A 25,070-nucleotide genomic window follows, 5' to 3' on the forward strand; every position below is an offset into this window, starting at 1 on the left:
TGCCGTTAAAAAACCATGTCACAAAATGAAAACCTGGGCCGACTGTAAAAACCTGCTTGTTATCCGGGCAGATAACATGGGTGATCTACTGCTCTCTTCACCTGCAATTGAGGCCATTAAAGAACAGCTTGCCTGTAAGATCACTGTGCTGACTTCAACAAAAGCCCAGGGAATAGTCAGCATGCTGCCGTTTATTGATGACTTGCTGGTATTTGACGTGCCATGGGTTAAACTGGAAGGTAATAACGACCCCAGCGCGTTTTTTAGTCTTTTAACACAAATTAAAGCCAAAGCATTTGATGCTTGTGTGGTATTTACTGTCTATAGTCAGAATCCCATGCCTGCTATACTTTTAGCTTATCTGGCTGAAATTCCCCTAAGACTGGCTTATTGCCGTGAAAATCCTTATCATCTGCTTAGCCATTGGGTTCCCGATCCGGAGCCTTATCAAATGATCAAACATCAGGTGCAGCGGGACTTAGACCTAGTGGCTGCAATAGGTATTAAATCGGCCATAAAAGCCCTTCAATTAAATGTTCCTGAAACAGCTGCAAACAACGCCCGCTATAAAATTAAGACGACAGGTCTGGATATACAGCAGTATCCCTTTTATATTTTACATCCGGGGGTCAGCGAAGCGAAGCGGCGCTACCCTAAAGAACTTTGGATTGCCCTAGCGCAAAAATTATTACAGCAACAACACTTGCCATTAATCCTGAGCGGCTCTGCAGCTGAAAAAAATATAACTGATGAAATCGCAGGAATGGTAGGCGATGGCTGTTTTTCGGTTGCAGGGTTGTTGGAGCTGGATGAATTTGCAGCGCTGATTGACAGGGCAAAAGCCGTGATCACCGTCAACACGGGTACTGTGCACCTGGCTGCTGCGCTTCAATGCCCTGTTGTGGTGTTGCATGCACAGACAAACCCACAGCATAGTCCCTGGATGGTGCCCCATCAGGTACTGGAATACAGTGTGCCCGAACTTTTAAGAAGCAATAATGAGGTGATCAGGTGGGTTGATCAATTGCTTTATAGCCGTTACAGGCCATATCCTGAAGCTGATGAAATAATTGCTGCTTTAAACGCTATAACCTGAAAAACAGTGCAGTAACTTCTTTTAGCACTAAATGATAATCTGCTGTTTTAGTCCAGTCGATGCTGACATGCAATTCCTTATTTAAAGGTGCCCAGCGTTCCGGTTCACCATCCATACTGATGATAATGCTTTGCGTTTTTAAAGCAGCTGCCAGATGGGCAACACCGGTACAGTTTGAAATGAGGGCATAAGCCTCATCGATCAACACGGCAACCGCCCCCAGGGAGGTCTTTCCTGCGGCAACGATGGGTGCCGATTTCATTAAATTCACAACTTCGGTCACAATAGGGAGTTCTTCTTTTGTACCGGTAATCACCACCTGATAACCATTTTTCACACAGTAATCTCCTAATGCGGCAAAATATAAAGCGGGCCATTGTCGCCAGTTGCCTCTTGACCCGGGATGGATACAGATGTATTTTCCAGCTTTTACAGGCAGCTTCAGTTTATTCATTTCTTCCACGTCAGTTTTTAAAATTGGGAATTCTAAGTCGGTTCCGTCTGATGCAATGCCCAGGAAAGCCATTAATTCCAGGTGTCGCATAATTTCCGGCCCGTGATTAGGGTAGAGCAATAAAAATTCGTTCGGTACGGGGTTTTGTGGACCCGGACAAAATCCGGCGATATAGCGGGCACCGAAAGACCTGATCAATTGATTGACAATGGTGCCGTTACCCTGCATCTGGATAATGAGGTCAAATTTCAAGGATTGTACTTTAGGAAGAAAAGCATCAAACAAAGCCTGGTCAAAATTCTGTTCCGGTAAACCCGGGTATCCCGGAAAGGAGATGAAATCATCAAAATATTTCGGAAACCTTTTTTGAAAAGCAGTGGCCCAGGGCAGACCAATGAGGGTAATGCGTGCCTGAGGGTAAGCCTTTCTCAAAGCTCTGATGGCAGGAATAGCACATAACATGTCCCCAAGTTGTAGTGCCCTGAAAATAGCGATATTGCTGATGTTTGAATTTATCATTTTATAGGAAAAATACGCGATATTTTATAGATCCATAAAGCCGCCAGAAAACTGAAATAAACGGGATAACCAGGGAAGTGCTGATGATTTCAATCACATGATTAAAGGATTTATGCCGTTGATGTAAGCGCTGCGCAATGAATCCAGCAAAAAGCAAAATCAAGGCGGATGCTGCAAAAAAGGACAGGTAAAACACATTTAAAATCAGTCCTGCCACCAGCAATATCGCTGCTATAATAATGCCATAGTAGTTCCATATCGCTGAGCCTATTTTTTTTCTGTACAGGGCAGGGAATTTTTTAAAGAGCAAAGCATCATAGATACCCTTTTTCTGTTCTTTAATGCTGATCCCCCAGGGAACCTCCCTTACCGGGTGTACCACCATTGCTCCAGGAACCTGGACGATTTCAATAGGATTGGTGATTAATTTAAATTCAAGGTCGCTGTCTTCGCGCCAGGCCATCTTAAATCTTTCATCAAAACCGTGTACCTTATTTAAGGCTGCCTTTGTACAGGCACAATTAGCCGTAATAAAATCTGCCTGTTCCAGTTGGGCGATGTTAATGGCGAAATCAGTTTTCTTTTCAGGCAGAGGTACCTGTGTCTTTCCTGTAAAAGCAATATACGGCTGGCCAAAATACTGCATTAAAAAGGCATCGAGCCATAACCGATCAGGAATACAATCATCATCCGTAAAAGCAATAAGCGGAGCATGAGCCATTTTCCAGCCGTAATTTCTGGCTGCGGCAGGACCACCTTTGAAAGGTGTCTGCACATAATTTAAGCTCAATAAGTTGTTCATTCGCCAGGTTTCCAAAGCTTTTTGTGTCTGCAGGTCCGGCCCATCGCTCACTACAATCACCTGGAAGTCCTCTTTTGGGATGCTTTGTGAAACAAGCGCCTCCAGGCATCTAATCAACAGCTTCGTTCTTTTGTAGGTAGGAATGATTACTGTAATCTTTACGCTCATAGTCTTTTTCAATTAAAAACGAACCCATCACTAAGGCATCAAATGGGGAAGTCCAAAAACATTCTATGGCATCCCGCGGACTGCAAACTATGGGTTTTCCTAAGGTATTAAAGGAGGTATTGACCAATACGGGAACGCCGGTTTTTTCTTTGAAAGCTTTCAGTAGCTGGTAATAGATCGGGTGCTGCTCTTCATTGATGGTCTGTATACGCGCGGTACCATCAATATGTTTAACGGCAGGGATCTGCGCGGCTTTATCTTCTGAAACATCAAAAATAAAAAGCATGAAGGGCGATTTATTTGCTTCATTGAACCATTCGGCAGCATCTTCTTCGAGCACAACGGGGGCCACCGGACGGAAATCTTCACGTGCCTTTACTTCGTTTAACCGGCTTTGCATATTCATATCTATCGGAGAGGCGAGAATGGAACGGCTGCCTAATGCACGGGGCCCGAATTCCATTCTTCCCTGAAACCAGCCAATAATTTTGTTATCACATAAGATCTGTGCTGTTTCTTCCGCTACATCCAGCATTTTTTTATAGGGTACCTTGGCCCAGTTTAAGAACTTTTCTATCTCCTGATCGGTATACTCCGGACCCCAGTAAGCATGGTTCATCACAAAGCTTTTCCCGCTTTTTGGTTTCTCCCGCTGGTCGATGTACAAAGCTGCACCTAAAGCAGTGCCAGAATCACCTGATGCAGGTTGCACCCAAACCTTTTTAAAGCGGCCACGGTCCCTGATCCTGCCGTTGAGTACACAGTTAAGCGCTACACCACCTGCCAGGCAAAGGTTATCCTGTTTTGTGCTTTCCTGCAACCAGTTCGTTATTTCGAGCACACTTTCTTCGAGCACCAGCTGCAGGGAATGAGCAAGGTTGAAGTGGTGACCTGAAAAAGGTGTATCACTTCGCCTGGCCAGTCCAAACCTTTCCTCCAGATTCTCATTTTCAATAGTGTACTGGCCATTACTGCCAATTTTAACCATCTCCCTAAAATCCTTCACGAACGTAGGCTTTCCATAAGAAGCCAGGGCCATCACTTTATATTCATCAGAAGAATGAAGGAAGCCCAGGTGGGTGGTGAGCCGCTCATACAACAAACCAAAAGAATGGGGGAGATTAACTTGTCCGGTTCTTTGCAGTTCATTTTGCTGGCCCACATTGTAAGTTGTAGTTGCCAGTTCGCCACGGCCATCTATCGTCATTACTGCCGCATCCATATAAGGTGAAGCCAGGTACGCACTTGCTGCATGTGCAGTGTGGTGTTCTACATAGTGCCAGGTCCAGTCATTTTCAGTACAGTCCCTGAATCTTTTTTGTAAATGATGTGGATAGCCATCTACCAGTTGAGCTGGCGCATTCAGTATGGAAGACAGGAATAAATTATTCCATGGATCTTTTTCCGCTTTATTTTGAAGTGATGGATAAAAGGGTATATAGGTGAGCGGTTGGTTCACCTCATCCTCCGGAACCAATAAATGAGGATTAAAGGAGTAAGCAATATGGTCAACATCCTTTAACGTAATGTCTGCCACCTTCAAACAATAATCAATAGCATGAAAAGGAAGTTCATAAGTAGAAAAAGGAATCGGCCTTTTGCCATGTTTGATATGTGTAAAGCGTTCATCTTCAGCAGCTGCGATTAACAGCCCATCTTTGATCAGACAAGCGGACGAGTCATGAAAAACTGCATTTATTCCAAGTGTATACATAAATGGGTGTTTCTAAGGTGTTAGATTATTAAACGAACGCAGGTGTTAATTGATTTGACTAATTGAATTTCACGTATTTAAAGAAGTTGTCTCGTATTACTCGTAAAAAATTAAGTGGTTTTACGCACTTAAATCGAGTAGTTACTGCAGGAACAATTTCTTTTCTAACTCGTTGATATGTATACAATTAAACGCTAAATAAATAACTAATACGGCAAATTTTAGCCTAACCAAATTATATGAAAAATTCATCCAACACACCACCTCGCCACCTTCTTTGTTTTTCCCACCTCCGTTGGGATTTTGTTTTCCAAAGACCACAACATTTAATTAGTCGCTTTTCTCAGGAGCTCAATGTTTACTTTCTCGAAGAACCGATTTTTGACACCGATGGGGATTCTTTCCTCGCGGTCTGCAAAAAGTCTGCTCAACTGAGTATCGTTGTCCCCCATCTGCCCGCCAACTTGACAGCCGAGGAAGTTAATGCTTCCATGACCGGGTTGCTTGATCAGTTTTTCCATCATTCCAATCTCAACGACTGGACTTTCTGGTATTATACGCCAATGGCTTTAACTTACTCAGAAAAATTTAAGCCCCGGCTGACCATTTATGATTGTATGGATGAACTTACTGCGTTTAAATTCGCACCTAAGGAATTAGCGGGACTAGAAAAAAAGCTAATGGCCAAAGCAGACCTTGTCTTTACAGGCGGTCATTCCTTATATGAAGCCAAAAAACAACAGCATCTCAATATTTTTCCCTTTCCAAGCAGTATAGACAAAGCGCATTTTGCCCAGGCGCGCAGGTTAACCCTGGAGCCTGTAGACCAGGCGCAAATCGGGGGTGTCAAGATTGGCTTTTATGGCGTCATCGATGAGCGGTTTGATATGGAGGTGATCCGACATATTGCTGCGCATCGCCCATCCTGGCAAATCATCTTAATAGGGCCTGTTGTTAAAATTGATCCCCAAAGTTTACCACAAAATCCAAATATCCATTACCTGGGACAGAAATCCTATACAGAGCTTCCCCGTTACCTTTGCGGTTGGGATGTTGCCTTAATTCCTTTCCAGCTTAATGAATCTACACGATTTATCAGTCCGACTAAAACTCCGGAATATCTTGCTGCGGGCGTTCCGGTAGTGTCTACGCCCATCAGAGATGTGATTAAACCTTATGGAATCAAGAAACTGGTTCATATTGGTGAAAAAGGTGCTGACTTTGTCAGGTGCATAGAATTGGAGTTGAACAGATCTGATAAAAAACAATGGATCGTTAAAGTAGATCAGTTTTTAAGTTCCGTTTCCTGGGATGATACTTTTGCACAAATGAATAAACTTATTCAAAATCAATTAAATGATACCAATGCAATATCAATTGCAAGTTAAACTTAATCATCATGTATGACTATTTAATTGTTGGCGCTGGATTCGCCGGTAGCGTATTAGCTGAAAGATTAGCCAACATAGCCTTTAAGAAGGTGCTTATCATTGATAAAAGAAATCATATTGGCGGTAACGCCTATGACTACTATGACCAGGCCGGAATTTTGATCCATAAATATGGGCCGCATATTTTTCATACGAACAGCAAGGAAGTATTTAATTATTTATCTGAATTTACGGAGTGGAGAAATTACCAGCACCGTGTTTTGGCTAATGTAGACGGGCAATTACTTCCCATTCCTATTAATTTAAATACCATCAATTCCATGTATGGCCTGAACCTGAACAGTGATCAGCTCAGTGATTTTTTCGCCTCCCGGGCAGAGAAAAAAAAGGAAGTGGTGACGTCAGAAGATGTAGTGGTCAGCACTGTAGGGCGTGAACTTTATGAAAAATTTTTTAAAGGCTACACGAAAAAGCAATGGGATCTTGATCCTTCAGAACTCAGTGCCTCTGTAACGGCCAGGGTACCTACACGGACCAATAAAGATGACCGTTATTTCACGGATACCTACCAGGCGATGCCATTGCATGGCTATACAAAGTTGTTTGAAAAAATGCTGGATCATCCCAACATCCATGTGATGCTGAATACCGATTACAAAGATATCCTTGGTGAGATAGGTTATAAGGAGCTCATTTTTACCGGTCCGATTGATGAGTTTTTTGATTACAGGTTCGGCAAATTGCCTTACCGTTCCATCAATTTCAAATTTGAAAGTCACGATGTGGAGCAATTCCAGCAAACCGGAACCATTAATTATCCGAATGACTATGCCTTTACAAGGATTACGGAGTTTAAACATTTAACGGGGCAAAAGCACCACCGGACATCTGTTGTGTATGAGTATCCAACTGCAGAGGGGGATCCTTATTATCCAATTCCAAAGCCTGACAATGCCGTGCTTTACTTAAAATACCATGACCTGGCTATGCAAATGCAGTCTACGCATTTCGTTGGCAGGCTCGCTACTTACAAATATTATAATATGGACCAGGTTGTTGCCCAGGCACTGACCGTGTTTAAAAAGATCAGGAATAAGGAAATCCTGGTCAACTAAAACTAGTGTTGGACAAAAACGGCCGTTATGGAAATATGGGGAGGTATTGAATGTACCATTAACCGGGTTAGAAATCAATATTTTAACCAACTTGATTGTCAGGGGCATTACCAGAGAAAAGAAGATCTGACCCTGCTCAGCAACCTCGGAATTCAAAAAATAAGGTATCCTGTTTTGTGGGAAAGGCACCAGCCACAAAAGGATGTAGCGCCAGATTGGGGCGTCATAGAAGAAAACCTTCAGTACCTGCAGGAAAATGGAATAACCGTTATCGCCGGACTGGTGCATCATGGCAGCGGACCAGCGTATGTTAGCCTGATGGACGACTCTTTTGCTGATGGCCTGGCATCTTATGCTTCAGCGGTCGCCAAAAAGTTTCCCTGGATTGAATACTACACGCCTGTAAATGAACCACTCACCACTGCAAGGTTTTGTGGCCTCTATGGTTTATGGTATCCACATGGCCGTGACGACTATTCCTTTCTCCGGATATTGATCAACGAATGCAAAGCTACCCTATTAGCCATGCAAGCCATCCGGAAAATAAACCCTGATGCTAAACTGGTTCATACAGAAGACCTGGGAAGGATTCACAGTACCCCACATTTGCAATACCAGGCAGACTTTGAGAATGAACGACGCTGGTTAGGGCTTGATTTACTCTGCGGAAGAGTTAACCCCAGCCATTTCATGTGGAAATATTTAGGTGACCATGGCATTACGGCTGAAGAACTCCGGTTTTTTACAGCAAATGCGATGCCGCCAGCTATCCTTGGGTTCAACCATTACATTACGTCAGAGCGCTATTTGGATGAGCATATTTCGTACTATCCCCCGCATACCCATGGAGGGAACGGCAAAGTGAAATATGCAGACGTAGAGGCTGTGCGAAGTGGAAAAGTGGATCTCCATGGCCCGAAAAAGTTGTTGAGAGAAGCCTGGGAACGGTATAAAATGCCGCTTGCACTTACAGAAGTACATCTTTATTGCTGGCGGGAAGAACAACTCCGCTGGCTTCGGGAAGTCTGGGAAGCCGCTGATGAGTTGGAGAAGGAGGGTGTGACGATTTTTGGCTTAACGGTTTGGTCGTTATTTGGGGCCTATGGATGGGATAAATTACTTACCGAAGGAAAAGGCAATTATGAAAGTGGTGTTTTCGATTTGCGTTCAGGTTTTCCAAGGGCCACTGCAATGGCGAAACAGGTGAGAAGCCTGGCCCTGGGGCAGCCCTATCAGCATCCCTTACTCCAGGGTAAAGGCTGGTGGAAACGGCCTGACAGGATCCTTTATCCAGAGCGATTAAATATTTTGTCTCCTGATCTTTGTTCGCCAATTTTAATCATTGGTGCGAATGGAACCCTTGGAAAAGCATTTGCTAAACTTTGCCGGGCGCGCAATATCCATTACCTGGCCATTACCCGCCAGGAGCTTAATTTGATTTCACCGGTTCAAATAGAAGAGACCATCCAGAAATATAATCCCTGGGCCATCGTTAATGCCGCAGGGTTTGTGAGGGTAGATGCCGCAGAAATTGAACAGGAAGACTGTTTCTTAAGCAATACAGAAGGGCCTGCGAATCTTGCCGCTGCCTGCAAAAGATATGGGATTAAATTTTTAACCTTTTCCTCAGACCTCGTCTTCGATGGGGAGAAGAAAGCTGCATACATTGAAAGTGACAAGGTTAACCCCCTGAATGTATATGGTGCCAGCAAGGCACAAGCAGAAGAAGAGGTTCTAAAAAATGATCCCAATGCGCTGATCATCCGCACAAGTGCTTTTTTTAGTCCCTGGGACAATTACAATTTTGTTTACCACATCATTTCCTCTTTAGATCGAAGGGAGCATGTGAAAGTAGCTGCCGATGTGGTGATTTCACCAACTTATGTTCCAGACCTGGTCCATGTAAGTTTGGATCTGTTGATAGATGATGAAAGGGGAATCTGGCACCTCGCTAACCATGGTAACCTCAGTTGGTCTGATCTTGCGATTGAAGTGGCCAGGCGGGGCAATTTTAGTACTTCCTATCTGGTGCCTTTACCTGTTTTGGAAATGGCTTACCCTGCAGTGCGGCCAAATTTTAGCGCACTGACAAGTATGCATGGCCTGATTTTACCGTCACTAGACCATGCGCTGGATCGCTTCTTTGAAGAAAGAAATAGGAATTCATTTGCTTCATGAATTTTATAGCGGCCATCGGCTATGGTAGAAACAACCTTCGATTCAATTCGTATTTATACGTCCAGGCACCTGATCCTTTTCGGAAAATACCCTTTATTCGATATAAATAAACAATAATTGCATTTAAGCTGTCTTAAATATAATCAATTAATTTATCATTTTAAATAGAGAAACCATGGACTTACAAGACAATCCACAGCACCAGGAAGGGCCGATTGCCAGAACCATTGAAGAGCAAACCGCAAAAATACCTTCTGATGTATTCCTCTGGGCCGCTTTAGGTTCAATGGCTGTTTCCCTTACTTTCAAATGCATCGGAAAAGACCATTTAGCTTTATTTGTTGGCCAATGGGCACCTTCATTTTTATTATTAGGTTTATACAACAAGATCGTAAAAGTTGAAGGTCACGATAAAACATCATGAACTTGTTACAATTCTAAATAATATCCTTATCGTTTTATTTTATGGACAGGCAGTATGATTACTGCCTGTTTTTTTTTAAGAGAAACAATATCTTTTCATTATATTAAAATTACCTTACATTAGGGAGAGTTTATTTGACAGCCTCTAAAATGGGTTTTTCCAGAAAATTTGGAATAAACAAATTCGACCTATTTCTGTTAACTAAATAATAGGTAAATAATAGGCTTAAGCAGACAAAATTATCATCATTAAGATTAAGGAATTGAAGGAGCCATATCACTTTTCTAAACAGGTTACAGGGAATAGGACAGAAAAGATATTATCGAATTTCGACGCTGGCATTTACGGAAACATCTCTAAAGAGGATGTGAGGTTATTACTGACCGAACTTGAGGAGTCCTATCAATCTCTGGATGAAGAGCGTGCAAAATTTGTGAGCCTCTATGACCTTGCGCCTGTAGGTTATTTTATTCTCAATTACCTTGGAATCATTACTGACGTCAATGAGCGTGGTGTTGGCTTGTTGAAAACAACCAAGGATGAAGTCATGTATAAAAGGTTTCAATCCTTTATCACCCCGGAATCCTGGGAAGATTTTTACAGTTTTTTACACCAGACCGAAAATTTTGCCGACCGTCAATCAACAGAAATTAAACTATTATTAGGCAACAATGAAATTGCTTACACCCGGGTGGAAGGGATTGCCGTTCAAAACAAACTGGCTAAACAAATTAAGTATTATATCGCTGTTATCGACATCACGGAGAGCAGGAAATCCCAGTTAAAGTTACAGGAAACAAAAGACCGACTGGAAATGACGCTTAGCGCATCTTCTACAGGTATCTGGACGATAGATTCTTCCGATCAAAAGGTCTATTTAGATGAATACAGTTATGCAATTATCGGTTTAAAACATGAAGAGTTTGATGGCAGTATCAAACATATTCTCCAGTATATCCATCCTGAAGATCAGGAGAAAATGCGCAAAAGCCTGGGACAGGGAATCAGCTCCAGTGAAGCTATTGATTTGGAATTCAGGGTGGTTACCAATAATGGCCCCTTTAAGTACATTTCTTTTAAAGGACACAGCGTTCCCCATCCAAATAAAAACGGGAGATGTTTTGCGGGAATTATGATGGATGTTACGGCACGTAAGCGGCTGGAAAGAGAAGCGGAGAATTTGCGAAAAAATCAGGAAAGACTGATTTTATCTGCAACGTTGATGGCGCAGGAGAAAGAAAGGTCTATCATTAGCAGTGCCCTTCATGATAGCATCTGCCAGGTTCTTTATGGAATCAGGCTCCATCTGCAAAACTTTCAGATCACCAATAGTTTAAAAGAAGAATTTATTAATGTGAACCAGCTGCTTGATCAGGCCATCCGCGAAACACGTCATATCTCCTACGAACTTACGCCCTCTGTACTTAAAGACTTTGGCTTTACGGCTGCGATTAAGGAGATGTCACAGCGGTTAAGTACGTCCAGTTTCAAGGTTAAGTGCAGTATCAATAGTGCAGCAGATCTTTTGCACCCACAAATTCAGTTATATCTTTTCCGGATCATCCAGGAATTAGTCAACAATTCTATCAAACATTCCGAGGCCCGTCAGGCTGATATAAAGGTTAAAATTGAAAATAATCAGATATCCATCATCGTTTCTGATAATGGGAAGGGCTTTAATGTGTCCGAAAAAGACGCATTGAGAAAAGGCTCTGGATTGAGAGGTATAAAAAACAGGGTATTTCTTTTAAATGGAGAAATTACCTTTAACAGCGGTCCTAAAGGCACCGCCACTACCATAGAGTTTAAAAATGATATCAACCTGGCAGATATTGAACGCATATAATTAAAACGGTTTCAACCATGATGAACGTAATTTTAGCGGAGGATCATAATATCGTCCGCAATGGCATTAAGATGCTATTAGAGACAGACAAGAGTATTAATGTTATAGGTGAAGCTACGAACGGGCGTGAAGCACTGAGTATGGTGGAAAATGGCGATAAGGTAGATCTGATTCTGGCCGACATCAATATGCCGGAACTTGATGGAATCTCTCTGATCAAAAAAGTAAAAGCGATCAATCCGGATATCAAAGTTGCCATTCTTTCTATGTTGGACAATGAGAAATACGTGATACAGGCATTTTCTGAAGGTGCCAGCTGTTATTTATTGAAGAACATTTCTGCTGATGAGCTTATTTTTTCTGTGAAGCATGTGAAACTTGGTGGAAAATACCTTTGTTCAGAACTGGCAAATAAGCTGTTAGACCGGTTAATTCAGCGTTCTAATGCTGAATATGGTGGTGTGGACATCAGTAAAAACTTCTCCATGCGTGAAATAGATGTCTTGCACCTCATCGCAGAAGGATTGACCAACAGCGAAATGTCTGAAAGGTTATTCATTAGTAAAAGAACCATTGAAGGGCACCGGCAGAACCTCATTGAAAAAACAGGTTCACGAAATACGGCTTCCTTAATCAGATACGCAGTTTTAAACGGTATTGTGCAATAAAAGCCATGATAAAACAAGTGTTTAGCGCTTATTCTTTTACGTACATTTACGCATTTATATCTTCAATATAATTTCTATATTTATTCATCTGATATGATTATTCCAATAGGTGAATAATTATTATTCATACGGATATTTTATTAAACTAAATCCTGTATAATGAATAAAATATTATTAATTGACGACGATGTTGACATGCTTGAAGTAATGGAAGCTACCCTGGCTTTTTACGGTTACAATGTCAGCACAAGCAGTTACACAGATGACATTTTTGAATTGGTTAATATACATCAACCTGATCTGGTGGTCATCGATTATTTAATGACCGGGATAAATGGGGGGGAGATGTGTGCGGCCCTGAAAAGAAATCCGTCCACGCGGACTTTACCAGTGATCATTGTTTCGGCTTATGAACGCATCATCCAGTCGCTTGGCAATTATGGTTGTGATGCATTTGTTTCGAAACCTTTCGACATGACGCATTTATTGAATGTGATTAAAAAAACTATTTTGAAGTCGCCAGTCAACTATTACCTTCCGAACGAGTCAGCTTCCAATCATCATTTGCAAAAATAAGCCGATAAACATTCAGTTGAGCTAATACGTATAACATATTGAATATGTGATGTTTAATATTTTATTCCATAAAAAACTTAGGAATGTATTGATGGTGTAGGTTAATGAAGCTATTCCTTTGTAGTTCAATAAAGTATGTGTGTGTGGTTAACTTTAAAGAAAATGCCTCAGTTGCCGGTAATAGGCCCGGCATTTATGCAATATTAAGATGTTAATGAAACCGACAAAGGAGAGTTTATTTGAAAAGGCTTCCACTAAAATAACTTCATGGGCTGGCAGTTCCATTGCATTTGGAATTGCCTTTCTTATTATCATTATTTGGGGGCTGACTGGTCCAATATTTGGGTTTTCGGATACCTGGCAATTGGTAGTGAACACTGGAACAACTGTGATCACGTTTCTGATGGTATTTTTGATACAGAAAACCCAAAACAAAGATTCCAAGGCCATCCAGTTAAAGTTAAATGAATTGATTGCTGCCAATAGTGAGGCCAGTAACCGTATGGTTGATATTGAAGATCTTTCTGAAGAAGAACTTGATATCTTACACAGATTCTACAAAGAACTTTCTGAGAAGACAAAAGAAGAAAGGGATATTCATGAGTCTCATTCTATTGATAAGGCCCAGCACCTTGCCCGCAAGAAACAAACGCGTAACCAACAAGATTGATTAGCGCTTGTTACGTTAGTTTCCGTCTTGTTTTTTTACTAAACCGGTAACCAGGCTCTTCCATTGTGGTGCGGAAAGGCCCAGTTTAGCCGACCAGCCCACCAATGTATTCCTGATATTATCAGTCATTTGATCAGTGTCGGTGTTGGCAAGTTCATTTCTGCCGTGGACTTCCGCATACACCTCGTTTCCGATCCTTTTTACCTGGAAAGTAGAAGTTGCCGTGTCTTTGAAGAAATGCGCTGTATCCTCTTTCTCATTTAAAGGATTTGCAGCCGGCCTCACGGTCATACTGATGGTGTCTGCCTGGTTCAGGCTTTCTTCCTCGATACTTTCTACCCTTACCCAGTCAAAGCCATCACCAGTAGAGGTTCCGGGGCCTGGAATATCTATTTTGAAGTAGTCGCCTTCTTGTACAGGTCGTTTTATTTCCCTTCCATGTGGGTCCGTAAGCATAAAAGTAGAAACCGGGACTGCACAGATCTCATACCAGTTATAAACCGCTAAGAGTCTTTGTTTGGCAGTCTGGTAAAATGCCCGGGCATCTTCAGTAGTGGCCAGGGCTATATTTGCAGTGATATCCATTTTACCACCTTCATTTTGTTCAGGAACAGCTGTACTCATCTTGTTTAAATTATATTCAGGTCAATAGTTAGTTCAATATATCACTACCCGTCTGTTTTGCAGGCTGTTGTCATATTTCAGTTTAGAAAAAACTGTTTAGAAGGGATATTGTTTTTCTTTTTTAACCTCATTCTCATGGAAAAGAATAAAGTAAAACAGATCCACGATTTTGGTCAGAGCATTTGGCTTGATTTTATCGATCGGCAAATTATCAAATCGGGGGAATTACAAAGTTTGATTGATGAAGATGGTGTGCGGGGGGTGACATCCAACCCGGCCATATTTGAAAAAGCGATCACTGGGAGCGATGATTATAAAGACGAAATCCGGGAACTTCTGAACCATACGGATGATATGGAAGTCTTGTTTTACCAGTTAGCAATTTCGGATATCCGCGATGCAGCAGATCTGTTTAAGCCCGTATTTAATGAAGAAGTGAAGGGTGCTGATGGTTTCGTTAGCCTGGAGGTAAGTCCCCGTTTAGCACTGGATACGCAGGGCACCATTGACCAGGCGTTAAAATTATGGAAGGAAGTGGACCGCGAAAATGTGATGATTAAAATCCCAAGTACAAGGGAGGGATTGGAAGCTATCCGTTACTGTATCCAGGAAGGGGTTAATATCAATGTCACCCTTTTATTTAGTTTAGAACGGTATAGAGCTGTAGCAGAAGCATATATTAGTGGTATAGAAGCCAGGGTGGAGAAAGGGCTGCCTGTAAATCACATCTCCTCTGTAGCCAGTTTTTTCCTGAGCCGTATAGATGTGATGATCGATCCGATGCTGGAAGAAAAGGGACTGGCAGCGTTGCAGGGCGAAGTAGCCATCGCCTCCGCCAAAATTGCGTATCAAATGTACAAAGAGATTTTCAGCGGCGCACGCTGGGAAAAACTGCGTACCGCAGGGGCAAAACCACAGAGATTACTGTGGGCGAGTACCAGTAGTAAAAATCCCGCGTTTAAGGCTACCAAATATGTTGACGCACTCATCGGGCCTAACACCGTTGATACGGTCCCATTGGAGACGATAGTGGTATACAGGACTGAAGGAAATCCTTCTAACTCGTTGGAACAGGGTATGGATAAGGCTAAACAGGTTCTTGACCAATTAAAAGCAGCAGGTATAGACCTGAGCGAGGTAACTCACCGGCTCGAAGAAGAGGGTATTCAGAAATTTATAAATCCATACAACAAGTTAATAAAAGCTATAGAAGAACAGGTTAAAACAGTGTAAACCAAAAAACTATGGAAAACAATCATCAAAATCCGCATACCAAATATCCGGTACCACCATTTCCAAAACAAGAACAGGAAACACCTGGAGTAGAAGCTGAGCTGATGCCAAAGGCCGATCATGGCGAAGAATCCTATAAAGGTTCAGGTAAACTGGCAGGCAAGAAAGCCATCATCACCGGGGGAGATTCCGGTATCGGCAGGGCTGTAGCCATTGCTTTTGCCAGGGAAGGTGCAGACGTGCTCATTTCCTACCTGGAAGATGTTGAAGATAAAGATGCCCAGGATACGGCCAGTTATGTGGAGAAAGCGGGGCGGAAGGCGGTGTTGCTCAAAGGCGACATCCGATCGGAGGAACATTGTAAAGCCATCATCAACAAAGCTGTAGAAGAATTCGGACAGCTTGATATCCTTGTAAATAATGCTGCCTTTCAAATGGCACATAAAGAATTGCAGGAAATCCCTTCAGAAGAGTGGCGTTATACTTTCGAAACCAATATTGATTCCATGTTTTACCTTTGTAAGGCTGCAGAACCCCATTTGAAGCCAGGAAGCAGCATCATCAATACCACCTCTGTTAACGCATACTCACCAACACCAGTATTGCTTCCTTATGCGGCAACCAAAGGCGCCATTCAAAATTTCACTTCCAATTTAAGTCAGATTTTGCTTTCGGCGGGAAAAGGCATCAGGGTCAATGCAGTGGCACCAGGACCGATTTGGACACCCTTGATTCCTTCTACCATGCCGGATCCTGAAAACTTCGGCAAGGACACGCCGATCGGTCGTCCGGGGCAACCTGTAGAGTGTTCACCTGCCTATGTGTTTTTAGCTTCAGATGAAGCCAGTTATATTTCAGGAGCAACGCTACCCATCACGGGGGGCAGGGTTACAATTTAGCCAGTTCCTGGAACAATGCCCTTTGTTGATCGGTCAGTTTTTCGGGGATGAGTACATTAAAAGTAAGGTACAAGTCGCCGAACTGATCTTCTTTTTTATAAAGCGGAAATCCTTTACCTTTCAACCTCACTTTTTTGCCGTTCTGGGTTCCTGGCAACACCTTTAGTTTTACTTTACCTGTCATGGTGTCAACCATTACTTCTCCGCCCAATACGGCAGTATATAAGTCGAGGTCAACCGTTTCATAAAGGTCATCGTTGATTCGTTTAAAAACAGGATCATCGGCAACAATAATGGTGAGGAACAGGTCGCCATTCGGGCCACCATTGGCACCCTGACCTCCCTGGCCTTTCACTTTGATCACTTGTCCGTTGGCAATGCCGGCAGGGATAGTGATCCTGATTTGCCTGCCATTAACGGTTAAAGTTTGTTTATGGGTGGTATACGCCTGTTCAAGGGATAATTGCAATTCAGCCTGGAAATCCTGTCCTTTAAACCTCGTGGCGCTTCTCTGGGACCGTCCGGCGCCTGAAGGCCTGCCAAACAAAGATTCGAAGAAATCAGAGAAGGAACCACCGCCAAAATCATCACTGGTATAGGTTGCACCCTCAAAAGGATTGGAGCCGCCGGCATATTGCCTTTGCGTCCTTGATCTTTTCGCTTGTTCAAATTCTTCGGCATGTTTCCAGTTTTCGCCGTATTCATCGTACTTCTTGCGCTTTTCGGGGTCGCTGAGTGCCTCATTAGCTTCATTGATCTCCTTAAACCGCTTTTCGGCTTCTTTGTTATTGGCATTTACATCCGGATGGTATTTTCGGGCCAGCTTGCGGTAAGCCTTTTTAATATCATCCTGGGAAGCTGATTTATCAACCCCAAGTACTTTGTAATAATCTATATAGGCCATAACTGATGAATCTTAACCAAATTTAACTAATTGTGTTTGCAAACAATAAAATATCTCGGTAAACCTGATCTGCTGGTTAGCGGGTATGATCTGCATAATATCTCTTGCCAATCACAACAACGGTGAAGTTTCCATTGGATACTATAGTCTGGTAAGCAAAATCCTTGCCGACATAAGCCGTCATCGTTTGCCCCTCGATCGTTTGAGGGCTATTTTTGACTATTTTTCTGACTTCAATTTCCTGCTGGAAACGATTAAAAGTTTCTTCATCCGGCGCCTGGTAGTATACCCGGTTCACGGCTGTTCTTTCGGTATGGATCCTTAACCAAGCCATTGCTTTCTTAGGGTCTGTCTCCAGGTTGCCAAAAGAGAAAGTCCGGTAATAATCACTTTCGTAATTCCCGGTGAGGGCAGGATCAAGCTTCCAGCCGGCGTTTACCAGCGAGTCGCTTACATGGGTCGTCGTTTTACTGATACAGATCTCGAGATCTGTCAGCTGTTCTACCTGTGCTTTACACACGATCATCCCCAGGCACATCACAACAGTAATGAAGTATTTAAGCATAGCCAAAGGTAAATAAAAAAACGCATGACCAAGGTGATCATGCGTTTTGAAATAACGGTATGAACAGGCTTAAGCCTGTAAATCTTCCATTACATTGTGAATTTTAGCACCCAGTTGCTCATTCACCTCTTCAAATTGAGCTCTGTCGCTTAAAGGCGCATTCACGCTGCAATAAAACTTAATTTTAGGCTCTGTACCAGAAGGACGGGCAGATACAATGCTGCCATCGGCTGTGATGAATTGTAAAACATCAGATTTTGGAAGTGTCAAAGGACTGGTACTACCTGTGTTTAAGTCCGTTTCGATACCCAACTCATAATCTTTCAGTGTGATGACTTTAGAGCCACCCAATTCAGCAGGAGGGTTGTTTCTGAATTTTTCCATCATGGCTTTGATTTCTTCGGCACCTGTTTTTCCTTTTCTGGTTAAGGAAACAAGCTCTTCTCTATACAAGCCATACTCCACAAACATGTCCAGCAAGGCATTGTACAGGCTAGTGCCTTTATCTTTATAATAAGCTGTCATTTCTGCAATAAAAGCGCAGGAAATAACGGCATCTTTATCTCTTACCAGCTCACCCACAGAATAACCATAACTTTCTTCGCCACCCACAATGAAGGTTTTTTTACCCTGCAATTCTGTCATCAGCTTGCCAATCCATTTAAAACCAGTCAGCGTATTGTGACAGGTTACGTTTTTCGCATTAGCGACGGCCTCTATCAGGTTAGTAGTTACTATTGTTTTTACAATATATTGATTACCATCCAGTTTGCCTTTTTCCTGCCATGCAGTTAACAAGTAATTGATCAGCAGGCTGCCGGTTTGGTTTCCATTTAAAAGCACAAACTGGCCATCGTTATTTTTTACTGCAATTCCCACACGATCGGCATCCGGATCTGTTGCCATCACCAGATCAGCATCAATTTCATTTGCTTTTTTTAGCGCTAAGGTCATTGCTTCTTTTTCCTCCGGGTTCGGGTAAACAACGGTTGGGAAATTACCATCCGGCGTACTTTGTTCCTCCACCAGGGTCAGATTTGTAAAGCCGAATTGTGCCAGTGCTTTTGGTACAAGTGTAATTCCCGTTCCGTGGATCGGTGAGAAAACAATTTTCAGGTCTTTCTGACGGGCAATCGCTTCAGGTGATACAGAAAGCGCGGCAATACTGTCGAGGTACAACTGATCAATATCTTCCCCAATCAACTGGATGTTCTTCTCCACACGATCAAACTTCACCTCATCGATACTGCGGATGTTAGCCACTTCTTTCATCACTTCCACGTCATCGGGCGCCGTAAACTGACCGCCATCCCATCCGTAAGCTTTGTAACCGTTATATTCTTTAGGATTATGAGATGCGGTAAGCATCACGCCACTACGGCATCCCAGGTGCCTGATGGCAAAGGAAAGTTCCGGCGTAGGCCTTAACTCCTTAAAGAAATAAACTTTGATGCCATTGGCGGTAAAAACATCTGCAGTAACCTGAGCAAAATAATCAGAATTATTACGGCTGTCGTGCGCAATAGCAACCTTGATGACCTTGCCTGGGTATTTTTTCAGCAAATAGTTACTCAAACCCTGTGTTGCAGTTCCGATGGTATATTTGTTGATCCGGTTAGAACCAGCACCCATAATTCCTCTTAAACCTCCAGTCCCAAATTCAAGGTCTCTGTAAAAAGCATCCGTAAGCTCCGTGTATGCTTCACCGTCAACCAGTTGTTGGATTTCATTTTTGGTCTCCTGATCGTAATTACCATTAAGCCATTGGTTGATGGTTTCTAATGTGGAAGGTTCTAGCTGCATATAAGTTTTATGTCGGTTTTTAAAAATGGATTTTACTAATTCTTCGGTATCCTATTTTGTTCAGCAGGCTAATACAAGGTCATATTCCAAATATTATTTTGCTTATGTCTCTCTTTTTCATATCGTTTTATTATTTTCACGGCCTGAAGGTTAAAGAGCTATACAAAAATATAAATATTACCATTATTATGGTTATAAATCCCTAAATAGCATTAATTAAACCATAAAAGCAATAAAATAACAATGAAACGATCATAAAACCTATGATAGCTTCATTACCACTTAAAAACAAATATATAGAAATGAAAATATTAAAGTTTGGAGGAACTTCTGTCGGAAGCCCAGAGCGGATGGCAAAGTTGCTGGATATCATCAATCCCGCAGAAGAACAAATTGTGGTTTTATCGGCAGTGTCCGGCACCACCAATAGTTTAGTGGAAATCTCTAACAAACTTTTAAAGGAGGACAAGGAAACGGCGTTAACTTTAATTAACGCCCTACATCAGCACTACAACACCTTTATCACTGAACTTTTGCCTGAAGGCGATTTCAGGGAGCAAGGTCAGGAAGTTGTAGATTACCATTTAAACTTTATCGCTTCCCTGGCTAACGATCTGTTTACGCCCATCGAAGAAAGAGTGGTACTGGCACAGGGAGAACTGTTGTCGACCACCTTATACCATATCTATTTAAAATCCATCAATGTGCCTTCAGTATTGTTAGCGGCATTGGATTTTATGAAAACCGATGAAGACAATGAGCCTGATGTTCCTTTTATCACTAAACACCTAAAGCCGATTCTGGAACAACATAAAGGAAATACATTATTTATTACGCAAGGATTTATCTGCCGCAATAGTTTTGGTGAAGTAGATAACCTGAGAAGGGGCGGAAGTGATTATACGGCTTCCTTAATTGGTGCGGCCATCACTGCTGAAGAAGTTCAAATCTGGACTGATATCGACGGAATGCATAACAATGATCCGCGGATCGTTAAAGGAACTAAGCCAATTTCTCATTTATCTTTTGATGAAGCGGCAGAGCTTGCTTATTTCGGCGCGAAGATTTTACACCCGCAATCAGTTTTCCCGGCACAGAAATACAAGATTCCGGTGAGGTTGTTAAATACCATGGAGCCAAAGGCGATGGGTACTTTAATCTCTAATGAAAGTGAGAAAGGTAAAATCAAATCTATTGCTGCAAAAGACGGTATCACGGCTATTAAAATTCATTCCAGCAGAATGCTTCTTGCCTATGGCTTTTTAAGAAGGGTATTTGAGATTTTTGAAAGGTATAAAACGCCTATCGACATGATCACCACTTCAGAGGTTGCGGTGTCGCTAACGGTAGATTTTACCGATAATCTCCATAAAATTGTGGAAGAGTTACATGCATTTGGGTCTGTGGACATCGATAAAGACCAAACGATTGTTTGTGTTGTTGGTGATTTCAGTGCCGATAAACATGGATTTGCTTCCAGAGTGCTGGATGCCGTGAAACACATTCCACTCCGTATGATTTCTTATGGTGGCAGCAATTATAACATTTCCCTGCTGATCAATACGAAGGATAAAACAGAAGCCTTAAGAAGTCTGCACAACCGTTTATTTGAATAAGTTTATTTCAAACCTACGCTTAGCAGCATCATGAAAGCCATTAACCGATTATTTCTTTTTGAGATAGACAAAAATGGCAATCGCAATAAAGATGAGTACGATAAAGAGCCTTGTTCTCCTGTCGTACTCTTTTTTGTCGATCTTTTGTCGCCGAAAATCCAGGTAATTGCCGATGAAGATCAACAACAATCCAATCAACACGAATATAATAAGAATTTTAAACATGATATTTTCTCATAAAGATATAAGTCACCTCAATAATCTGGATACGCCTTTCTATTATTACGATCTTGCCTTATTGCAAAAAACGTTGAATGCTTGCGCCGATGCTGCAAAGGTGTATAATTTTCATGTCCATTACGCCATGAAGGCCAATTTTAATCCGGAAGTTTTGAAAAAAATCAAGGCTACAGGTTTTGGTGCCGACTGTGTGAGTGGTGGTGAAGTAAAGAAGGCCATCGAAGTTGGCTTTGATAAAAATCAGGTGGTTTTTGCTGGTGTGGGGAAATCCGATAAGGAGATTAACCTTGCCCTTGACCAGGATATCTTTTGCTTCAACGTAGAATCTGTACAGGAGCTGGAAGTGATCAATGAACTGGCCGCTAAAAAGGGTAAAACTGCTAAAGTGGCCATCCGGATCAACCCCAATGTGGATGCCCATACGCATCATAACATCACGACGGGCCTGGATGAGAATAAGTTTGGTGTCAACTCCTGGGACCTGAATGATTGTGTGGAGATGTTGAAGAAATGTCCTCAGCTGGAGTTTGTGGGTATACATTTCCATATCGGTTCACAAATTACCAACCTGGACGTGTATAAAAACCTCTGCGTTCGTGTGAATGAGTTTGCTGCCTGGTTTGAAGATCATGGCTTCCTGGTGAAGGTACTTAATGTGGGCGGTGGCCTGGGTATCGATTACCACCATCCTGATCAGCAGATCCCTGACTTCGTTGCTTACTTCAATATCTTCAATGAATTCCTGCAGGTTCGTCCGAGCCAGGAGGTACATTTTGAATTGGGTAGGGCGCTGGTGGGCCAGTCGTCATCGCTGATCAGCAAAGTGCTGTACGTGAAGAACGGTAAAAAGAAGAATTTTATCATCCTGGATGCAGGCATGACTGAATTAATGCGCCCGGCTTTATACCAGGCTTACCATAAGATTGAAAATATCAGCAGAACCGAAGAGGCCGCTACAGTTAAGTATGATGTGGTGGGGCCTATCTGTGAGAGCACGGATTGCTTTGGCAAGGAAGTGGAGCTGCCGGAAACGAAGCGGGGAGATTTGATTGCGATCAGGAGTACGGGGGCTTATGGTGAGGTCATGACATCGCATTATAATTTGCGCGATGCGGTTAATTTTGGGTATAACAAATAGAAAAAAGCTATTGCTGTTTTCGTCCTCGTTCTCAGAAGGAGAGAACGGATGTCCTTAAACAGCAATAGCTTTTTTTCAAATTAAGTATCTTGTTAGGCTGCAAAATTAAAAGGCAAATTTGCAAATAGGGTTGCGTTCCAGGGATTTTCTTGGTTGTTTGCTTGGCTGTTTAGCTGGCTATTTTTTTGGTTGGTTGCTTGGTAAGGTTTTGGTTGTTTAGCTGGTTGTTTGCCTGGTAGGTTTTGGTTGTTTGCTTGGCAGTTTTGCTGGTTGTTAGCTTGGTTGTTTTTGGATTGGTTGCTTTAGTTTTTTGTTGGTTGCTTGGTTGTTTTTTTGGTTGGTTTTCTGGTTGCTTGGTTGTTTTGCTGGCTACTTTTTTGGTTGATTGCCTGGCTGTTTAGCTGGTTGCCTGGTTGTTTTGCTGGTTGTTAGCTTGGTTGTTTTTGGGTTGGTTGCTTTAGTTTGTTTAGCTGGTTGTTAGCTTGGTTGTTTTTGGATTGGTTGCTTTAGTTTTTTTGTTGATTGTCTGGCTGTTTAGCTGGTTGTTAGCTTGGTTGTTTTTTGGTAAGCTATTAGTTGTTTTGCTGGCTACTTTTTTGGTTGCCTGGTAGCTTTTTTGTTAGTTTGCTGGTCGCTTGCTCAGTTTTTTCTTGGTTGTGTTCTGCAGCCAGTTGCATAATTAATCATAGTTTTTTAGAGGCATCGTTTCGTTAAGGCTATGCTATTGCAGGAGTTCGAAAGGGTATAACACTTGGGCATTCAGATCAATTAACCAAGGCAAAGGAAAAGCCAATTGATTTGGTGCTGTGGTAAGGTGCGGGTGATCAATAAGAGATTTTTCCCTCGATGTTGTACCCGGCTTCATTAAAATTCTCGGGGTTGAAAAAGCCTGTGTGGGTGTAGGTTCCGGTAGCGTTTGCAAATTTTCCACGTCCACCTACAAACTTGCCTTCGGCACTAAAATTTACACGGGTGGGGGAAGCGGGCGTAAGTTTAGAATCGGTTGTCAATGAGGTGAATATTGCGTCACCTTTATCATTATAAATTACAGAGTTTACGATATCGCCATCGACAGCTACAGGGATATCAATCCAGGTATTGGCTTCGCGCAGTTCATCAAAGTCATTTTCCTGGATTAAAGGTAGAGGGGCACCCAAAACCGGATAATTGAGCGCTTCCACAATTGGGGCCAAAGCTGATCCGGTGGGCGGATTTGCGCCTGTAGGACTGTAAACCAACTGGTTAAACCAGTTTTTGATTTCTCCCATCTCGGTTGCAGTGCCCGTTCCGCTACCCGCTGCATTGGCATATGCAATCATCGTTGGTTGTCCTTCTAAAGGTTTGGGGGCAATAGGACTGATTCGTGGGTGCGTTGCGGATGTCATCGTAAATGGTTGATCTACTACACGTACGGGATCGTCATTTTCTTCTTTATCGCATGCGCTGAACAATACAGCTGCAAACAAGGGTACGAAGATGACCCACTTGTTTAAGAATGTCGTTTTCATAATACATTTTTTGAGTTACAGAAATTGTGCGAAAATGTAAAAGAGAGGGGGGCAGCTTTATCCTTTGCGAAGTAAAATAAAGATAGTTATTATTTTAATTAATAATTTAATGAAAACCTTATTGTTTAAGTAATAATTTAAAATTACTAGTAAATTAGAAATAACCCGTAAAACGGGAATAACCTTAAAACGTAAAAACCCCGTAAAATGTAAATACTTGTTAAAAAGAAATGACCAGTAAAATCGAAATTACTAGTAAAACGCGAATAACCATTATGTAAAACCCTTAAAACGTAAATACTCGTAAGATAGAAATAACGAATAGAATGGAAATAACCATTAAAACGCAAATAACCCGTAAAACGGATAATTAGAATAATGGAAAGTTCAGGATATTAAAGTATTTGCGGCGGGGGTCTCAAAATAAATGCATCACCTATGCTCTCAAATCAATTGACTGCGTGCTGGAAAGGTTTTTTCGCAGCGGGCTAATTAAACGGATAAAGGACGGTGAGACAGTTTTTATTAGATATCTTCTTCCAGGTAAACCCGGTGTACCAGGAATTTGATTTTTGGTTCAGGCTCCAGCAGTTCTTCTATTTCTTCCGAATCAATTGGGTATATGGTGTCCTCATCATCGGGGATTTCAGAATCTGGAATAAGCTCGAAAAACTTCACAGCTAAATTGGTTTCCAACTCCACCAGTTTAATATATTTAACACCATTATTTTTCCAATCTTCTAAAATCTGTGCATTAAAAAGTTGGTAGGGATTCTCGGTTTCCATCTGTAACTAATTGTTTTTATTTAAAGTAATGAAGCGCTCGGGGGCATCATGACTATTTTTCAAAGATACGGAAGCAAAAACGATTAATGAAGCGCAGCGGAGTCAATAAGGAGAAACGGAATGGCATTGCCCA

The 25,070-nt window shown here is 42.1% G+C and carries 23 protein-coding genes; 13 read left to right on the top strand and 10 right to left on the bottom strand.

Annotation, left to right across the window (positions count from 1 at the left end; all coding sequences use genetic code 11):
- The first annotated feature begins 25 nt into the window (after positions 1–25).
- On the top strand, positions 26–1,096 hold the full coding sequence (locus WG905_RS14380; protein WP_339592428.1) for a glycosyltransferase family 9 protein: 1,071 nt from the start codon (positions 26–28) through the stop codon (positions 1,094–1,096).
- Here the strand turns inward: WG905_RS14380 and WG905_RS14385 are convergent.
- Genes WG905_RS14385 through WG905_RS14395 form a run of 3 tightly spaced genes read right to left on the bottom strand, consistent with a single transcriptional unit; the run spans position 1,086 to position 4,753 of the window.
- The gene (locus WG905_RS14385; RefSeq protein WP_339592429.1) at positions 1,086–2,069 is read right to left on the bottom strand and encodes a glycosyltransferase family 9 protein; all 984 of its coding nucleotides are present in this window, start codon (positions 2,067–2,069) and stop codon (positions 1,086–1,088) included. The genes WG905_RS14380 and WG905_RS14385 overlap by 11 nt on opposite strands.
- A gap of 1 nt (position 2,070) precedes the next feature.
- The gene (locus WG905_RS14390) at positions 2,071–3,039 is read right to left on the bottom strand and encodes a glycosyltransferase family 2 protein (RefSeq protein WP_339592430.1); all 969 of its coding nucleotides are present in this window, start codon (positions 3,037–3,039) and stop codon (positions 2,071–2,073) included.
- Entirely contained in the window at positions 2,981–4,753 is a 1,773-nt protein-coding gene (locus WG905_RS14395; RefSeq protein ID WP_339592431.1) for a carbamoyltransferase family protein, read from the bottom strand. Before WG905_RS14395 ends, WG905_RS14390 begins: the two co-directional genes overlap by 59 nt.
- A gap of 239 nt (positions 4,754–4,992) precedes the next feature.
- Here WG905_RS14395 and WG905_RS14400 point away from each other — a divergent pair, with 239 nt between their 5' ends.
- From WG905_RS14400 to WG905_RS14435, 8 genes are all read left to right on the top strand, one after another.
- Entirely contained in the window at positions 4,993–6,141 is a 1,149-nt protein-coding gene (locus WG905_RS14400; RefSeq protein WP_339592432.1) for a glycosyltransferase family 1 protein, read from the top strand.
- 11 nt (positions 6,142–6,152) lie between these two features.
- Positions 6,153–7,259, top strand: a complete 1,107-nt coding sequence (gene glf, locus WG905_RS14405) for a UDP-galactopyranose mutase (protein WP_339592433.1) — start codon at positions 6,153–6,155, stop codon at positions 7,257–7,259.
- 27 nt (positions 7,260–7,286) lie between these two features.
- Positions 7,287–9,437, top strand: coding sequence for a family 1 glycosylhydrolase (locus WG905_RS14410; RefSeq protein WP_339592434.1), 2,151 nt, complete (start codon positions 7,287–7,289; stop codon positions 9,435–9,437).
- 175 nt (positions 9,438–9,612) lie between these two features.
- Complete coding sequence (locus tag WG905_RS14415; RefSeq protein ID WP_339592435.1) at positions 9,613–9,861, top strand: hypothetical protein; 249 nt, start codon at positions 9,613–9,615, stop codon at positions 9,859–9,861.
- 262 nt (positions 9,862–10,123) lie between these two features.
- Positions 10,124–11,707, top strand: a complete 1,584-nt coding sequence (locus WG905_RS14420) for a PAS domain-containing sensor histidine kinase (RefSeq protein ID WP_339592436.1) — start codon at positions 10,124–10,126, stop codon at positions 11,705–11,707.
- A 17-nt stretch (positions 11,708–11,724) separates the two neighbouring features.
- The gene (locus WG905_RS14425; protein ID WP_339592437.1) at positions 11,725–12,375 is read left to right on the top strand and encodes a response regulator; all 651 of its coding nucleotides are present in this window, start codon (positions 11,725–11,727) and stop codon (positions 12,373–12,375) included.
- Positions 12,376–12,534: 159 nt separating this feature from the next.
- Positions 12,535–12,951: a response regulator gene (locus WG905_RS14430; RefSeq protein WP_339592438.1), complete on the top strand. Its 417-nt coding sequence runs from the start codon at positions 12,535–12,537 to the stop codon at positions 12,949–12,951.
- Between the two features lie 214 nt (positions 12,952–13,165).
- The gene (locus tag WG905_RS14435) at positions 13,166–13,621 is read left to right on the top strand and encodes a low affinity iron permease family protein (RefSeq protein ID WP_339592439.1); all 456 of its coding nucleotides are present in this window, start codon (positions 13,166–13,168) and stop codon (positions 13,619–13,621) included.
- A 15-nt stretch (positions 13,622–13,636) separates the two neighbouring features.
- Here the strand turns inward: WG905_RS14435 and WG905_RS14440 are convergent, their stop codons facing one another.
- The gene (locus WG905_RS14440) at positions 13,637–14,245 is read right to left on the bottom strand and encodes a hypothetical protein (RefSeq protein WP_339592440.1); all 609 of its coding nucleotides are present in this window, start codon (positions 14,243–14,245) and stop codon (positions 13,637–13,639) included.
- A 135-nt stretch (positions 14,246–14,380) separates the two neighbouring features.
- Between WG905_RS14440 and tal the strand changes: the two genes are divergently transcribed.
- Both tal and WG905_RS14450 read left to right on the top strand, forming a co-directional pair.
- A complete protein-coding gene (gene tal, locus WG905_RS14445) occupies positions 14,381–15,478 on the top strand; it encodes a transaldolase (protein WP_339592441.1) in 1,098 nt (365 codons plus the stop codon).
- 11 nt (positions 15,479–15,489) lie between these two features.
- Positions 15,490–16,377: an SDR family oxidoreductase gene (locus WG905_RS14450; RefSeq protein WP_339592442.1), complete on the top strand. Its 888-nt coding sequence runs from the start codon at positions 15,490–15,492 to the stop codon at positions 16,375–16,377.
- Here the strand turns inward: WG905_RS14450 and WG905_RS14455 are convergent.
- From WG905_RS14455 to WG905_RS14465, 3 genes are all read right to left on the bottom strand, one after another.
- Positions 16,367–17,281 (bottom strand): DnaJ C-terminal domain-containing protein, encoded by a 915-nt coding sequence (locus WG905_RS14455; protein ID WP_339592443.1) that lies wholly within the window; start codon positions 17,279–17,281, stop codon positions 16,367–16,369. The two genes, WG905_RS14450 and WG905_RS14455, sit on opposite strands and share 11 nt — an antisense overlap.
- Before the next feature lie 76 nt (positions 17,282–17,357).
- Entirely contained in the window at positions 17,358–17,846 is a 489-nt protein-coding gene (locus WG905_RS14460; RefSeq protein WP_339592444.1) for a hypothetical protein, read from the bottom strand.
- Positions 17,847–17,915: 69 nt separating this feature from the next.
- Positions 17,916–19,649: a phospho-sugar mutase gene (locus WG905_RS14465; RefSeq protein ID WP_339592445.1), complete on the bottom strand. Its 1,734-nt coding sequence runs from the start codon at positions 19,647–19,649 to the stop codon at positions 17,916–17,918.
- 302 nt (positions 19,650–19,951) lie between these two features.
- Here WG905_RS14465 and WG905_RS14470 point away from each other — a divergent pair, with 302 nt between their 5' ends.
- On the top strand, positions 19,952–21,265 hold the full coding sequence (locus WG905_RS14470; RefSeq protein ID WP_339592446.1) for an aspartate kinase: 1,314 nt from the start codon (positions 19,952–19,954) through the stop codon (positions 21,263–21,265).
- A gap of 48 nt (positions 21,266–21,313) precedes the next feature.
- Here the strand turns inward: WG905_RS14470 and WG905_RS14475 are convergent, their stop codons facing one another.
- On the bottom strand, positions 21,314–21,490 hold the full coding sequence (locus tag WG905_RS14475) for a hypothetical protein (protein WP_339592447.1): 177 nt from the start codon (positions 21,488–21,490) through the stop codon (positions 21,314–21,316).
- 1 nt (position 21,491) lies between these two features.
- On the opposite strand from WG905_RS14475, the gene lysA reads away from it, so the two are divergent.
- The gene (lysA, locus tag WG905_RS14480; RefSeq protein ID WP_339592480.1) at positions 21,492–22,643 is read left to right on the top strand and encodes a diaminopimelate decarboxylase; all 1,152 of its coding nucleotides are present in this window, start codon (positions 21,492–21,494) and stop codon (positions 22,641–22,643) included.
- An 824-nt stretch (positions 22,644–23,467) separates the two neighbouring features.
- Here lysA and WG905_RS14485 read toward each other — a convergent pair.
- Positions 23,468–24,151 carry a hypothetical protein gene (locus WG905_RS14485; protein ID WP_339592448.1) on the bottom strand — a complete coding sequence of 228 codons (684 nt, stop codon included), beginning with the start codon at positions 24,149–24,151 and terminating at the stop codon, positions 23,468–23,470.
- A 525-nt stretch (positions 24,152–24,676) separates the two neighbouring features.
- Entirely contained in the window at positions 24,677–24,937 is a 261-nt protein-coding gene (locus WG905_RS14490; protein ID WP_339592449.1) for a hypothetical protein, read from the bottom strand.
- Between the last annotated feature and the right edge of the window lie 133 nt (positions 24,938–25,070).

The sequence above is a fragment of the Pedobacter immunditicola genome, assembly GCF_037482985.1.
Classification (GTDB): domain Bacteria; phylum Bacteroidota; class Bacteroidia; order Sphingobacteriales; family Sphingobacteriaceae; genus Pedobacter; species Pedobacter immunditicola.